General features: G+C 66.4%; 14 protein-coding genes. 3 read left to right on the top strand and 11 right to left on the bottom strand.

Annotated elements, in window-relative coordinates:
* Window positions 1-278: 278 nt before the first annotated feature.
* The 5 genes from OMP44_RS10020 to ribBA all read right to left on the bottom strand — a co-directional run bounded on the left by OMP44_RS10020 (window position 279) and on the right by ribBA (window position 5,506).
* The gene (locus tag OMP44_RS10020) at window positions 279-1,421 is read right to left on the bottom strand and encodes an ABC transporter ATP-binding protein (RefSeq protein ID WP_280307600.1); all 1,143 of its coding nucleotides are present in this window, start codon (window positions 1,419-1,421) and stop codon (window positions 279-281) included.
* 16 nt (window positions 1,422-1,437) lie between these two features.
* Window positions 1,438-2,247 (bottom strand): ABC transporter permease, encoded by an 810-nt coding sequence (locus tag OMP44_RS10015; RefSeq protein WP_133860698.1) that lies wholly within the window; start codon window positions 2,245-2,247, stop codon window positions 1,438-1,440.
* Between the two features lie 4 nt (window positions 2,248-2,251).
* Window positions 2,252-3,178 (bottom strand): ABC transporter permease, encoded by a 927-nt coding sequence (locus tag OMP44_RS10010; protein ID WP_133860697.1) that lies wholly within the window; start codon window positions 3,176-3,178, stop codon window positions 2,252-2,254.
* Window position 3,179: 1 nt separating this feature from the next.
* Window positions 3,180-4,202: an ABC transporter substrate-binding protein gene (locus OMP44_RS10005; RefSeq protein WP_280307598.1), complete on the bottom strand. Its 1,023-nt coding sequence runs from the start codon at window positions 4,200-4,202 to the stop codon at window positions 3,180-3,182.
* Window positions 4,203-4,396: 194 nt separating this feature from the next.
* On the bottom strand, window positions 4,397-5,506 hold the full coding sequence (ribBA, locus tag OMP44_RS10000; RefSeq protein WP_133860695.1) for a bifunctional 3,4-dihydroxy-2-butanone-4-phosphate synthase/GTP cyclohydrolase II: 1,110 nt from the start codon (window positions 5,504-5,506) through the stop codon (window positions 4,397-4,399).
* Window positions 5,507-5,584: 78 nt separating this feature from the next.
* On the opposite strand from ribBA, the gene OMP44_RS09995 reads away from it, so the two are divergent.
* Window positions 5,585-5,872, top strand: coding sequence for a DUF1330 domain-containing protein (locus tag OMP44_RS09995; protein WP_059315040.1), 288 nt, complete (start codon window positions 5,585-5,587; stop codon window positions 5,870-5,872).
* A gap of 44 nt (window positions 5,873-5,916) precedes the next feature.
* On the opposite strand, the gene OMP44_RS09990 is transcribed toward OMP44_RS09995, so the two are convergent.
* The 6 genes from OMP44_RS09990 to OMP44_RS09965 all read right to left on the bottom strand — a co-directional run bounded on the left by OMP44_RS09990 (window position 5,917) and on the right by OMP44_RS09965 (window position 11,344).
* Window positions 5,917-6,672, bottom strand: a complete 756-nt coding sequence (locus OMP44_RS09990; protein ID WP_133860693.1) for a GntR family transcriptional regulator — start codon at window positions 6,670-6,672, stop codon at window positions 5,917-5,919.
* A 128-nt stretch (window positions 6,673-6,800) separates the two neighbouring features.
* Window positions 6,801-7,286, bottom strand: coding sequence for a flavin reductase family protein (locus OMP44_RS09985; RefSeq protein ID WP_059315038.1), 486 nt, complete (start codon window positions 7,284-7,286; stop codon window positions 6,801-6,803).
* A 15-nt stretch (window positions 7,287-7,301) separates the two neighbouring features.
* Window positions 7,302-8,783, bottom strand: a complete 1,482-nt coding sequence (locus OMP44_RS09980; RefSeq protein ID WP_280307595.1) for an aldehyde dehydrogenase — start codon at window positions 8,781-8,783, stop codon at window positions 7,302-7,304.
* Complete coding sequence (locus tag OMP44_RS09975) at window positions 8,780-9,619, bottom strand: alpha/beta fold hydrolase (protein ID WP_280307593.1); 840 nt, start codon at window positions 9,617-9,619, stop codon at window positions 8,780-8,782. The genes OMP44_RS09980 and OMP44_RS09975 overlap by 4 nt, the downstream gene beginning before the upstream one ends.
* Before the next feature lie 13 nt (window positions 9,620-9,632).
* Window positions 9,633-10,223 carry an amino acid synthesis family protein gene (locus OMP44_RS09970; RefSeq protein WP_280307592.1) on the bottom strand — a complete coding sequence of 197 codons (591 nt, stop codon included), beginning with the start codon at window positions 10,221-10,223 and terminating at the stop codon, window positions 9,633-9,635.
* Between the two features lie 83 nt (window positions 10,224-10,306).
* Entirely contained in the window at window positions 10,307-11,344 is a 1,038-nt protein-coding gene (locus OMP44_RS09965; protein WP_280307590.1) for an LLM class flavin-dependent oxidoreductase, read from the bottom strand.
* A 272-nt stretch (window positions 11,345-11,616) separates the two neighbouring features.
* Here OMP44_RS09965 and OMP44_RS09960 point away from each other — a divergent pair, with 272 nt between their 5' ends.
* Both OMP44_RS09960 and gabD read left to right on the top strand, forming a co-directional pair.
* Window positions 11,617-13,023: a purine-cytosine permease family protein gene (locus tag OMP44_RS09960; RefSeq protein WP_280307589.1), complete on the top strand. Its 1,407-nt coding sequence runs from the start codon at window positions 11,617-11,619 to the stop codon at window positions 13,021-13,023.
* Between the two features lie 52 nt (window positions 13,024-13,075).
* Window positions 13,076-14,521 (top strand): NADP-dependent succinate-semialdehyde dehydrogenase, encoded by a 1,446-nt coding sequence (gabD, locus tag OMP44_RS09955; RefSeq protein ID WP_280307587.1) that lies wholly within the window; start codon window positions 13,076-13,078, stop codon window positions 14,519-14,521.
* Window positions 14,522-14,531 lie beyond the last annotated feature (10 nt).

Here is a 14,531-nt window from a genome sequence, read left to right as displayed (position 1 = left end):
GTCAAAGGCCTCGACCCTCCACAGGGGCGGATGAGGCTCGCCGGGCGAAGGCGGCTGCGGCGAGCGCTCTCCTCGCGAACGTCAGTGCGGGTCCTGGCCTTCGCCAACCCGCTGCCGGCGATCCGGCGTGCTGCGCGCGCCCGGATCCGGACGCGCGAGGTGGGTCATGCAGGGAGGAACGCCGCGCGCTGGGAGGTGAGGCCGCTGACCTGGCCGGTCGGATCGCGCTCGGCGGGTAACGAAGGCAGGGCGGCGATCCGCGCTGCCATGCAGGGACTTCAGTGCGCGGCGGCCTTGCTCAGGTCGGCTTCGTTCCACTCGGTATAGACGCAGGCATCGCTGGCCGCCCAGCGCAGCCGTACCACCTGGCCAGGCTGCAGGCCCTGGGCATGGGCCAGCGACTTGACCATCAACTGGGCGCCCCCCGCGGTCTGCAGCATGCAGCTCTGGCTCTCGCCCAGGAACAGTGCCTCGCCGACCCGTGCCGGGATCTCGTTCCAGCCCGCCGGCATGGGCAGGGTCGCGGCCTGTTCGGTAGTCAGCAGCTGCAGCTTTTCCGGTCGCAGCATCAGCAGCAACGCCTGCTCCGGTCTGAAGCCGGCGGTCGGGCGCATCGCCAGCTCCTGACCTTCGAAGGTGCAATGGGCCTGGGCCCGGGCGGTGACCTTGAGGAAGTTGGAGTTGCCGAGGAAGGCCGCGACGAAGGCATTCGGCGGATTCTGGTAGAGGTCGTAGCCACTGCCCAGGCCGACGATGCGCCCGTGACTGAAGATGGCGATGCGCTGCGACAGCCGCAGGGCTTCTTCCTGGTCGTGGGTCACGTAGACGATGGTGATTCCCAGTCGCCGGTGCAGCTGGCGCAATTCGTCCTGCAGGTCTTCGCGGAGCTTCTTGTCCAGGGCGCCGAGGGGTTCGTCCATCAGCAGGATGCGCGGTTCATAGACCAGCGCCCTGGCGATGGCCACCCGCTGCTGCTGGCCGCCGGAGAGCTGCGCCGGCCGCCGATGGGCGAAGGCATCGAGCTGCACCAGGCGCAGCATGGCGTCGACCCGCTGGTTGCGCTCGGCCGCGCCGACCTTGCGGATGTCCAGGGGGAAACCGATGTTGTCGCGCACCGAGAGGTGCGGAAACAGCGAATAGCGCTGGAACACCATGCCGATGTCGCGCTGGTGTGGCGGCACCCGCAGCAGCGAGCGACCGGCGACGCTGATGGCGCCGGAGCTGGGGGTCTCGAAGCCGGCCAGCATCGACAGGGTGGTGGACTTGCCGGAACCGCTGGAGCCGAGGAAGGTGAGGAATTCACCCTCCTGGATGTCCAGCGTGAGATCGTCCACGGCGGTGAAGTCGCCGTAGTGCTTGTTGAGGTTCTGCAGGCGGACCAGCGGGGCCGCGGGGGTGTGGTTCTGGAGTACGGCGCTCATGGCAGGCTCCGGGAGCTCAGCGGGAAAGGGGTTGGCGGCGGCGCAGCAGGGCAGCCGCGAGCATCACCAGCAGGGAAAGGCCGATCAGCACGGTGGAGGCCACGGCGATCACCGGCGTCAGGTCCTGGCGCAGGGTCGCCCACATCTTCACCGGCAGGGTCTGCAGGTTGGGGCTGGCCATCATCACGCTCAGCACCACCTCGTCCCAGGACACCAGGAAGGCAAATAGAGCCCCGGCGAACACCCCCGGCCAGATGCCAGGCAGGGTCACCCGGTAGATCGCCTGCAGGCGCGAGGCACCGCAGATCACCGCGGCATCCTCGATGGACTGATCGAACAGCTTGAGCGAATTGATGACGGCGATCAGCGCGAAGGGCAGGGCGACGATCACGTGGCTGACCACGAAGGCCAGCAGGGTGCCGGTGTAGCCCAGACGCAGGAACAGCGCATAGATGGCCACGGCGATCACCACCAGCGGCACGATCATCGGCAGGGTGAAGACCGCATAGAGCGTCTTGCGCCCGGGAAATTTGCCGCGTACCAGGGCGAAGGCGCAGGGTACCGCCAGGGCCACCGAGACCAGGGTGGTCAGCAGCGCCACCTTGAGGCTGGCCAGCGCCGCCTGCATCCATTCCGGGTTGGCGAAGAATTGCTGGTACCACTTCAGCGTCCAGCCCGGTGGCGGGAAGACCAGCCACTGGGAGGAGCCGAACGACAGCAGCACGATGAAGACGATGGGCAGCAGGAGCACCGCGGCGATGGCGCCGGTGACCAGCAGCAGGCCACCGCGCAGCCGCCAGCCGAGGGCACTTGGAGTGAGCAGCATGGGGTTACCTCGCGTTCTGGGGGTCGACCGGGGATTCCGGTTGCAGCCTGAGATAGAGGGCGAACAGCACCAGGGCGATGACGATGAGCAACGCCGCGGCGGCGCTGGCCAGACCCCAGTTGAGGAACGACTGCACCTGCTGGATGATGAATTCCGGCAGCATCATGTTCTGCGCCCCACCCAGCAGCGCGGGGGTGACGTAGTAGCCGAGCGACATGACGAACACCATCAGCGCACCCGAGCCCAGGCCGGAACGGCACATCGGCAGGAACACCTTGCGGAAGTTGGTCCAGGGACTGGCGCCGCAGATGGCGCCGGCCTGCAGCACCATGGGGTCCATGGCCTGAAGGGTCGCCTGCAAGGGCAGCACGATGAAGGGGATCATGATGTAGGTCATGCCGATCACCACCCCGGTCAGGTTGTTGACCATGGCCAAGGGCTCGTCGATCAGCCCCATCGCCATGAGCAGCTTGTTGATCACCCCCGAACCCTGCAGCAGCACCAGCCAGGCGTAGGTGCGGGCCAGCAGGCTGGTCCACATCGACAGCAGCACGATGTTGAACAGCCAGCGGCCCCAGCCGCGTGGCATCAGGGTAATGGTCCAGGCCAGCGGAAAGCCGATCAGCACGCTGAAGAGCGTCACCAGCGCGGCGACGCCGAAGGTGTTGAGCAATACCTGGGCATAGGCACCGTTGGCGAACAGCGTCTGGTAGTTGCCGAGGCCCGGCACGGGTTCGAGGAACCCGCGCAGGAGCAGACCGATCAACGGAACCAGGAAGAACAGGCCGAGGAACAGCAGGGCAGGGACGAGGTGACTCGCCCCCTTCCAGCGTACGGCGCGTTCACCCCGGGTCCGCGCCGGGTCGCTCAGCGGACGCGGGGTGTCCTTGGCGGAGCCGAGCACCGCCCGGCTGGAGCTGGAGGCGGACATGTCATTTCACCAGCCATTCGTTCCAGCGACTGGCGATCTCGCCACCGTGCTGGGCCCAATAGGCGAAGTCCAGGGTGACCTGCTCGCTGCCGTAGGCGGTGGGCAGATTCTTGGCCAGGTCCGGGGTCAGTTTGGCGACGCTGTCGAGGTTGACCGGCGCGTAGGCGGTGAGGTTGGCGAACTCGGCCTGGCCGCGGGCGCCGCTGGCCTCGGCGAGAAATTTCATCGCCGCCTCCTTGTTCTTGGCCCCCTTGGGCACCACCAGCATGTCGGCCATGACCAGATTCTGCTTCCAGCTCACGCCCACCGGCGCGCCGTCCTGCTGCAGGGCATAGACCCGGCCGTTCCAGAACTGCCCCAGGGTCGCTTCACCAGAGGCGAGCAGCTGCTGCGACTGGGCGCCGCCGCCCCACCAGACGATGTCCTTCTTGATGGTGTCGAGCTTCTTGAAGGCGCGATCCAGGTCCAGCGGATAGAGCTTGTCCTTGGGCACCCCATCGGCCAGCAGGGCCAGTTCCAGCACGCCGGGGCTCGGCCACTTGTAGAGTGCTCGCTTGCCGGGATAGGTGGTGGTGTCGAACAGCGCCGACCAGTCCTGTGGCTGCTTGCTGCCCAGCTTGCCCTGGTTGTAGCTGAGCACGAAGGAGAAGAAGAAGGAGCCCACGGCATGATCGTTGACGAAGCGCGGATCGATCCTGCTGCGGTCGATGGTCTTGAAGTCCAGCGGCTCCAGCAGGCCCTGCTGGGCGGCGCGCAGGGCGAAGTCCGCCTCCACGTCGACCACGTCCCATTGCACATTGCCACTCTGCACCATGGCCTGCAGCTTGCCGTAGTCGGTGGGGCCGTCCTGCACCACCTGGATGCCGGTCTGCTGGGTGAAGGGGCCGGCCCAGGCTTTCTTCTGAGCGTCCTGGGTAGTGCCGCCCCAGCTGGTGAAGTTGAGGCTTTCCGCCTGGGCCTGGACGCCCAGGGTGGCGAGCAGGCCGGCGACGGCAATGGATACGACTTTGCGCTTCAGCAACATCTTGATGCCCTCTCTGTTATTGGATCGACGCGGCAGGGATGCCTCGTCCGTTCTAAGAGCAGTGCGGCCAGGGGCCAGAATAGGGAGGCCTTGGACTTGTTCTATCGAGCCCGTTTGTCACGAGCCCTGGCATAATCCGATATTATGGTATTCCAAACTTTTTACAAGCCTGTCAAAGGCCTCTGAAAGGCGCTTCAGCCAGGGAACGGCAGGGTCTCGACGATCTCCAGTTCGTACCCGGTCAGGCCGGCATAGCGCAGCGGCAGACCCAGGTGGCGGATACGCCCGACGCCCAGGTCTTGCAGGATTTGCGCCCCGGTGCCCACCTCGGCATAGATGCGCGACTGGGAGCGCTCGAACAGCCGCTTGGGTTGGGTCAGCGAGGGCACCCTGGCCAGCAATGCCTGGGAGGATTCATGGTTGGCGAGCACCACCACGATGCCGTGGCCTTCCTGGGCGACGCGTTCCAGAGCAGCCCACAGGGTCCAGCTCGGCGGGCCGCTGTATTCGGCGCCGACCAGGTCGCGCAACGGGTCCAGGGCATGGACGCGGACCAGGGTGGGGGTCTCGCGGTCGATGTCGCCCATCACCATGGCCAGGTGCACGCCGCCCTCGATGCGGTCCTCGTAGGTCAGCAGGCGGAAGGTGCCGTGCACCGTCGGCAATTCGCTTTCGCCGATGCGGGTGACGGTGTGTTCATGGCGCAGTCGGTAATGGATGAGGTCGGCGATGGTGCCCAGCTTGATGCCGTGGCGTTCGCCGAAGCGCTCCAGGTCCGGTCGGCGGGCCATGCTGCCATCGTCGTTCATCACCTCGACGATCACGGCCGAAGGATCGCGACCGGCCAGCCGTGCCAGGTCGCACCCGGCCTCAGTATGGCCGGCGCGAGTCAGCACGCCGCCGTCGCGAGCGCGCAGGGGAAAGATGTGGCCGGGCTGGACCAGATCGCGCGGGGTGGCATCCGGCGCCACCGCCGCTTCGATGGTGCGCGCTCGGTCCGCCGCCGAGATACCGGTGGTGACGCCCGTGGCGGCTTCGATGGACACGGTGAAGGCGGTGCCGTGGACGGTGCCGTTGTCGCTGACCATCTGCATCAGGTTGAGCTGGCGGCAGCGTTCTTCGGTCAGCGTCAGGCAGATCAGGCCGCGGGCTTCGCGCGCCATGAAGCTGATCGCCGCCGGGGTGCAGGCATCGGCGGCGAGCAGGATGTCGCCCTCGTTCTCGCGGTCTTCGTCATCGACCAGGATGACCATCTTGCCGGCACGGAAATCCTCGATGATCGCTTCGATGGGATGGATGGCCACGACAACCTCTCAGGGTTCTGGATTGCTATGTAATCTGGTATACCATGAGACAAATCGCAGCGAAAGAGGCAAGGTGCCATGAAAGGTTATTGGATTGCAGAGGTCGATGTGACCGATCCCGAGGCTTATCGCGGCTATACGGAGCGCGCCCCGGCGGCCTTCGCCCGCTACGGCGGTCGCTTCCTCGCCCGGGGCGGACGCGCCGAGCAGCTGGAAGGCGAAGGCTGGGCGACGCGCCGGGTGGTGATCGAATTCGATTCCTACGAACAGGCCCTGGCCTGCTATCGCTCGGCGGAGTATCAGGACGCCTGCGGGCACCGGCAGACGGCGGCTCGGGCCGAGATCTTCATCGTCGAAGGACTCTGAGAGAGGCGGCCAGGCACGGCACTGCCGCGTCTGGCCGAAGACGGCTAGCGTTCGATGCGCGGCTCGTCCTGCACGCGGGGGATGAACAGCTCGCGCGCCTGTTCGCCCTGGTGCTCCTGCTGCCGCTGCAGGTAGTCGAGGGCCACCTTGGCGGCGGCGCGCACGTGATCCACCGATGCCTGGTGGGCGGCCAGGGCATCACCGCTGCGGATCGCCGCGACCATGCGCTCCATCTCGGCATTGCTCGCCTGACGGCGATTGGCCTGGGAGACCGAGGTGGCTCTCAGGTAGCTGACCCGCGCCTGCAACTGGCGCAGCTGGGTGGCGGCGACGCGGTTGCCGCAGCCTTCCATGAGCACGTCGTAGAAATTCTGCACGGTCTCGATCACCTCCGGCAGTTCGGCGCCCTCCAGGGCCTCGCGGTTTTCCGCCAGGGCCTGTTCCAGCGCGGCGATCTCCTTGGGGCCGGCGCGCAGGGTGAAGAGTTGCACGATCAGGCCTTCCAGCACGCAGCGCAGCTCATAGAGGTCGCAGGCATCCTCCAGCGTGATGATTGCGACGCGCGGCCCACGGGCATCGGCGAATTCCACCAGGCCTTCGGATTCGAGATGACGCAGGGCCTCGCGCACCGAGGTGCGGCTCACGCCCAGGCGGTCGCAGAGATCGCGCTCCACCAGGCGGTCACCCGGCAGCAACTGGAAGTTCAGGATCGCCTGGCGCAGGCGATTGCACACCATTTCACGCAGGGTGACCGGGCTGCGGGTGATCTTGAAGCTGTCGTCTAGTTGCGCGCGTCTCATGGGGCTCTCTGGCGGACCGGTTCTACAGGCGACGACGAGGCACGCGACTACGTGGGGCCTGCGTGCTCGCCAGGGCGTAAGAGGGCAAGTCTAGCATGCCCCCTGCAGGCGTTCATGGGCCCGTCCGCTCAGGCATAGATCGGCGCGGCGCCCATCCGGCCCCGGTGATAGAGCATCGGGATCACCTCCTGGTCCGGTACGATGAGATTCTTCACCGCCCCGACGATGATGGCGTGGTCGCCGCCGTCGTACTCGCGCCACAGCTCGCACTCGATCACCGCGGTGGCGTCCGCCAGCAGCGGATTGCCCAGGGCGCTGCGCGTCCATTCGATACCCTGGGTCTTGTCCTTGCCCTTGCTGGCGAAGGCGTAGGCGATACGCTGCTGTTCGGCGCTCAGCAGGTGGATGGCGAAGCCCTTGCCGTCACGCAGCAGGGGATAGGTGTCGGAGCTGTAGTTGGGGCAGAAGAGCACCAGCGCCGGGTCCAGCGACAGGGCGCTGAAGGCGCTGGCGGTCAGGCCGGCGAGGTTGCCCTCGGCGTCCAGCGTGGTGACCACGGTGACGCCGGACGGAAAGGCGCCCATCACTTGCTTGTAGATTGCGGGATCGATCATGACTGCCAACCTCGTTTAACGCATTACAAAGGGATCGGGCATCGGCGCCTGGGACAGATTGATCCATACCGTTTTGGTTTCGGTATAGGCCAGAACAGAGTCGATGCCGCTCTCGCGGCCGTAGCCGCTGTTCTTGAAACCGCCGATCGGCGCCATGGCCGAGACCGCGCGATAGGTGTTGACCCAGATGATGCCGGAGCGGATATCCCGCGCCAGGCGATGGGCACGACCCAGGTCGCGGGTCCAGATACCGGCGGCGAGTCCCAGCTCGCTGTCGTTGGCCAGGCGCAGGGCCTCGGCCTCGTCCTTGAAGCGGATCACCGCGGCCACCGGGCCGAAGACTTCCTCCTGCATGATGCGCAGCGAGTGCCGGTCGCATTCCAGCAGGGTGGGTTCGTAGTACCAGCCGGCGCTGCCGGTGTCGGGTCGCTTGCCGCCCAGGCGAAGGGTGGCGCCTTCGGCCAGGGCCGCCTCCACCAGCCGCTCGACGATGGCGAGCTGCTGCTCGGTGGCCATGGGGCCCATCTCGCTGGCGTCATCCTGGGGATTGCCGATGCGGATGCGCTGGGCACGCTCTACCAGTCGGGTGATGAATTCGTCGTAGATCTCGTCCTGCACCAGCAGCCGCGAGCCGGCCACGCAACTCTGCCCGGAGGCGGCATAGATACCGGCCACCGCGCCGTTGACCGCGCTATCGAGGTCGGCGTCGGCGAAGATGATGTTGGGCGACTTGCCGCCCAGCTCCAGGCTCAGCTTGGCGAAGTTCTCGGCGCTGGCGCGGACCACATGGCGGGCCGTGGCGGCACCGCCGGTAAAGGCGATCTTGCGCACCAGCGGATGGCGGGTGAGGGCCGCGCCGGCGCCCGGACCATAACCGGTCACCACGTTGAACACGCCCGGCGGAATGCCGGCTTCCAGGGCCAGTCGCGCCAGCTCCAGGATGGTGGCCGAGGCATGCTCGGACGGCTTGATCACCACGGTGTTGCCGGCGGCCAGGGCCGGGGCGACCTTGATGGCGGTCAGGTACAGCGGGCTGTTCCAGGGCACGATGCCGGCGATCACGCCCAGCGGTTCGTGCACGGTGTAGGCGAAGAGGTCGGTCTTGTCGAGGGGCAGGGTGCCGCCTTCGAGCTTGTCGGCGAGGCCCGCCGTGTAGTGGAAGAATTCCGGCAGGTAGCCGACCTGGCCGCGGGTCTCGCGGATCAGCTTGCCGTTGTCGCGGCTTTCCAGCTGGGCCAGGGCTTCCTTGTTGGCGGCGATGAGATCGCCCAGCCGGCGCAGGAGCTTGCCGCGGGCGCTGGCGGTCAGGCCACGCCAGGCCGGCGCCTCGAAGGCCCGCTGGGCGGCCTGGACCGCGCGGTCGACGTCGTCGGCATCGGCGTCGGGCAATTCCGCCCAGGCTGTCGCGGTGGCCGGATCGAGACTGGCGAAGGTACGGCCCGACTGGGCCGCGGTCCATTCGCCGTCGATGCACATCTGAAAACGTTGCAGGGTCATGCCACGTATCCCTTGATGGAAGTGGAAGGGGCCTTGGCCAGGGCGTCGTTGAGGAAGTCCAGTAGCAGGGCGTTGACCAGCTTGGGTGACTCGACCGGCATCATATGGCGCTGGTCGGCCAGCACGGCAGTGCGCGCGCGCGGAATCCGCGCGGCCAGCTGGCGCGCCATCTCCGGGGTCGAGCCGCTGTCCAGTTCGCCAGTGGCCACCAGGGTGGGTACCTGGATGCTGTCCAGGCGCTCGGCGCCATAGCGGTCCTGGGTGGCGAACAGGGCATAGGTGGTCAGATAGCCCTGGGGGTCATTGCTGGCGAAGGCCTGCCGCAGCGCCTGGATCTGCGCCGGGTTGGCGCCCTGGTACTCGCGGCTGAACCAGCGCGCCAGGGCGCTATCCAGGTTGGCGTCGGGGCCTTCGAGTTCGGCCTGGCGGGTTCGCTCCAGGACCCCGCTTCGCTGCTCCACCGAGCGATTGAACACGCTGTTGAGGATCACCAGGGCGTCCAGTCGCTGCGGATGGCCGAGGGCGAAGGCCCGGGCCACCAGGCCGCCCATGGAGAAGCCGACCACCACGGCCGTTGCCAGCCCCAGGTGATCGAGCAGTTCGGTGAGCTGCGCGGCATAGTCGTCGAGCGTCGCCTGCGCCGCCGGGCGCTGGCTCTCGCCATGGCCGAGCATGTCATAGGCGATCACCTGGTAGCGCGGCGCGAGGCCCGCGAGTTGACCGCCCCACATCTCCTTGCTGAGCCCCACGCCATGGATCAGGACGAGCGGGCTGCCATCGCCGGCGATGCGGTAGGCAGTGCCGGCGGGGGTCTTGGCGTCTGTAGACCGGATCATTCGCGGATTCTCCTCAGCGCGCCTTTTCAGCCGCGAGTTCCTCGAGGTCGATATAGCGGTTGCCGATGCGCGGATGCAGGCGGCCACCGTCGGCGGCGCCCAGCACCACCACGATCTCGTCGGCCCGCGGTGCGTCCTCGATGCGCATTTCCAGGGTGATGTAGTGGGATCTCAGGCCCTCGTCATCCTTGTGCATCATGGGGATCTGGATGGAAGTGCCCGGGGCACCGCGCTTGTTGGTGAAGCTCAGGTAGCTCTTGGCCTGGACCGCCTCGCGGTAGTGGTTGCCGAATCTGAGGGTGTGGATCACCGCCGAGGCGTGTTCGATCTCGCCGTCGGCGCCGACCACCGCCGCCTTGCCATAGGCCTCGATGCGCTCGGCACCGCCGATGGCGCGGGTCAGGCGCTCGACGATGAAGGCGCCGAGGTCGGAGCAGTGGGCCTTGATCTCGGGCTTGAGGTCTTCGACGAAGCCCTGGCCAGCCCAGGGGTTGCGGATCACCACGGCGACGCCGGCCATGGTCACCGGCTTGTCGGTGGTCTTGCCCCCTTCGATATGGGTTTCTTCGAGATAGGTGACGACCTTGCGGATTTCGAAACTCATGCTGACTCCTGGGATGTCTGTTGGATGATGGTATGCCACGCACTTGAGCGTGTTGAGGGCCGCGTCACTACGCAGCCCGGGGATCAGGCGAAGGCGGGCGCCACCTTGTCGATGAACAGTTGCAGCGACTTCTTCTTCTCGGCGAAGGGCAGGCTGTTGTCGCACCAGAAGCTGAATTCGTCGACGCCCAGTTCCTCGTAGTGACGCAGGCGGGTGATGACCTCGTCGGGGGTGCCGATCATGGTGTTCTTGCGGATGTTCTCCAGCTCGAACTCCGGGCGGCCGGCGAACTTTTCTTCCGGACTGGGGGCGAGGAAACCGTTGACCGGGGTTTCCTTGTTACCGAACCAGGCATCGAAGGTGCGGTAGAAACGGCCGATGGCCTGGGCGCCGATCTTCCAGCCCTCGGGTTCTTCCGCCGCGTGCACATGGGTGTGGCGCAGCACCATCAGCTTGGGCCGGGCTACGCCGGGGTTGTTGGCCAGGGCGTTGTCGAACTTGTGCTTGAGGTCCACCACTTCCTCGTCGCCCTTCATCAGCGGCGTGACCATGACGTTGCAGCCGTTGGCCACCGCGAAATTGTGCGAATCCGGATCCCGCGCGGCGATCCAGATCGGCGGGGTGCCGATCGGCTTGGGCACGCTGGTGGAGGTGGGGAATTGCCAGACTTCGCCATCGTGGGCGTAGTCGCCTTCCCAGAGCTTGCGCAGCGCCGGGACCAGTTCGCGCAGATGCTTGCCGCCAGCGGTGGCGGGCAGGCCGCCGGCCATGCGATCGAATTCCACCTGGTAGGCGCCACGGGCCAGGCCCACTTCCATGCGGCCTTCACTGATCACGTCGAGCAGGGCGCATTCGCCAGCCGCACGCAGGGGGTGCCAGAAGGGCGCGATCAGGGTGCCGGCGCCCAGGCGGATGGTCGAGGTACGCGCCGCCAGGTTGGCCAGGATCGGCATGGGGCTGGGGGAGATGGTGTATTCCATCGCATGATGCTCACCGACCCAGACGGTGCAGAAACCGCCGGCTTCGGCCATCAGGGTCAGTTCGGTCAGCTCTTCGAACAGCTGCCGATGGCTGACGCTTTCGTCCCAGCGTTCCATGTGCACGAACAGGGAAAATTTCATAAGAAGCCTACCTCTTGTCTTCCACCTCGGCCCAGGGCTCGGGTGTCTCTTGTTGGCGGTACGCGACGGCTCGGCCAGTCGATGTTTTTATTGGTATACCATAATACGTGAACTGGCAAGCAGAGATGTGACGAGATTCGGCGGTAGCCCCCAGACGTCACTTCCACAAGCCAAAAGGCGGTTGTGTAATCTGGTATACCGTAATACTTTCTGCTCACCAGGACGACCTGTCCAGCAGGCGTCTTCCACAACTACAACAATGGAATTCCTGGATGTCCGCAGCCCCTCGCTCTGCCGTCGCTATCGAAACCCATACCGTGGATCACGTCGCCCCGGCCGAACGCCACGGCCATAGCCGCGATCTCTTCACGCTCTGGTTCAGCACCAATATCGCGCCGCTGCCCATCGTTACCGGCGCCATGGTGGTCCAGTCCTTCCACCTGAATCTGGCCTGGGGCCTGCTGGCCATCGTGCTCGGGCATCTGCTCGGCGGGGTGGTGCTGGCCCTGGCCTCGGCCCAGGGGCCGCGCCTGGGCATCCCGCAGATGGTGCAGAGTCGCGGTCAGTTCGGTCGCTATGGCGCCCTGCTGATCGTCTGTGTCACGGCGCTGATCTATGTGGGCTTCTTCACCTCCAACGTGGTGCTAGCCGGCAAGTCGATCCAGGGGCTGGTGCCGGTCGTACCCATGCCGCTGGCCATCGTGCTCGGTGCCCTGAGCGCCACGGCCATCGGGGTGATCGGCTATCGCTGCATCCATACCCTCAATCGCTGGGGCACCTGGGTGATGGGCGCCGGACTGCTGGCCGGCTTCGCCATGATGCTGAGCCAGCCGCTGCCGGCGGATTTCCTGACCCGGGGCGGCCTCAACGCCAGCGGCTTCATCGCCACCCTGTCGCTCGGGGTGATCTGGCAACTGAGCTTCTCGCCCTACACCAGCGACTATTCGCGCTATCTGCCGGAAGCCGTCGGTATCGCGCGCCCCTTCTGGGCGACCTATCTCGGCGCCACCCTGGGCACCATCCTGGCCTTTTCCTTTGGTGTGGTGGCGGTACTGGCGGTGCCGGCCGGCGGCGACGCCATGGCTGCCGTGGCCCAGGCCACCGGCTGGCTGGGTCCGGTGCTGATGGTGCTGTTCCTGCTCAACATCATCAGTCACAACGCGCTCAACCTCTATGGCGCGGTGCTCGCCATCATCACCTGCGTGCAGACCTTCGCTGCTGGCTGGACGCCGGGTGTCAGGGTCAAGGTGGTGCTGTCGAGTCTGGTGCTGGTGGGCTGCTGCGGGGTGGCGCTGATGGCCTCCGCCGATTTCATCGAAAGATTCATCGGCCTGGTGCTCGCCATGACCATGATCCTGGTGCCCTGGGCCTCCATCAATCTGATCGACTTCTATCTGATCAAGCGCGGCGACTATCACATCCCCTCGCTGTTCGCCGCCGACGGCGGCCGCTATGGCCGCTTCAACGGCCATGCCATCGCCGCCTATGCGGTCGGCATCCTGGTGCAGCTGCCGTTCGCCAACACGGCGCTGTTCAAGGGGCCCTATGCCGACCTGGTGGCGGGCGCCGATCTGTCCTGGCTGTTCGGGCTGCTGGTGACCTGCCCGCTGTATTTCTGGCTGGCCTACCAGGGCTCGCCGGCCCAGGCCGCCCGGCTGCAGGCTACCTCGGCACAATGATCGGCGGCGCTGTCGAAAACCACCTTCAATCCCCTCCCGAGGAACCCCGCTCATGTTGCAAGACGCTTCTCTGTTTCGCCAGCAAGCCTATGTCGACGGCGCCTGGATCGACGCCGACAGCGGTGCCACCGTCACCGTGGACAACCCGGCCACCGGTGAGACCCTGGGCACCATTCCCAAGCTCGGCCGCGCCGAGACCAAGCGTGCCATCGACGCCGCCAATCGCGCCCTGCCGGGCTGGCGCGCGCTGACCGCCAAGGAGCGTTCGGCCAAGCTGCGGCGCTGGTACGAGCTGATGATCGAGAACCAGGACGACCTGGGCCGGCTGATGACCCTGGAGCAGGGCAAGCCGCTGGCCGAGGCCAAGGGCGAGATCGTCTACGCCGCCTCCTTCATCGAGTGGTTCGCCGAAGAAGCCAAGCGCATCTATGGCGATACCATCCCCGGCCACCAGGCCGACAAGCGCATCCTGGTGATCAAGCAGCCCATCGGCGTCACCGCCGCCATCACGCCGTGGAATTTCCCCACCGCGATGATCACCCGCAAGGCCGGTCCGGCCCTGGCCGCCGGCTGCACCATGGTCATCAAGCCCGCCAGCCAGACCCCGTACTCGGCCCTGGCCCTGGTCGAGCTGGCCGAGCGCGCCGGCATTCCCAAGGGCGTGCTGAGCGTGGTCACCGGCTCCGCCGCCGAAATCGGCGCCGAGCTGACCGAAAGCCCCATCGTGCGCAAGATCTCCTTTACCGGCTCCACCGAGATCGGTGCCAAGCTGATGGAGCAGAGCGCGCCCACCATCAAGAAGCTGTCGCTGGAACTGGGCGGCAACGCGCCCTTCATCGTCTTCGACGACGCCGATCTGGACAAGGCCGTGGAAGGCGCCATCGCCTCCAAGTACCGCAACGCTGGCCAGACCTGCGTCTGCGTCAACCGCCTCTATATCCAGGACGGTGTCTACGACGCCTTCGCCGAGAAATTCAAGGCTGCAGTGGCCAAGCTCAAGGTCGGCAACGGCCTGGAAGAGGGCGTGACCATTGGCCCGCTGATCGACGCCAAGGCGGCGGCAAAGGTCAAGGAACACATCGACGACGCCGTGAGCCAGGGCGCCCGGGTCATCGCCGGGGGCAAGGCCCACGCCAACGGCGGCAGCTACTTCGAGCCGACCATCCTCGCCGACGTGCCCAGGAGCGCCAAGGTGTCCAAGGAAGAGACCTTCGGCCCGCTGGCGCCGCTGTTCCGCTTCAAGGACGAGGCCGAGGTCATCGAGCTGGCCAACGACACCGAATTCGGCCTGGCCTCCTACTTCTATGCCCGCGACCTGTCCCGCGTGTTCCGCGTGGCCGAGGCGCTGGAGTACGGCATGGTCGGCATCAACACCGGCCTGATCTCCAACGAGGTCGCGCCCTTCGGTGGCGTCAAGGCCTCGGGCCTGGGCCGCGAAGGCTCCAAGTACGGCATCGAGGACTACCTGGAGATCAAGTACCTCTGCCTGGGGATCTGATCGCTCTCGT

The sequence above is a fragment of the Pseudomonas flavocrustae genome, assembly GCF_029872515.1.
Lineage (GTDB): Bacteria > Pseudomonadota > Gammaproteobacteria > Pseudomonadales > Pseudomonadaceae > Chryseomonas > Chryseomonas aestiva.
Note: the sequence above shows the minus strand (reverse complement) of the source record. Positions and strands in the feature narration are given on the sequence as shown.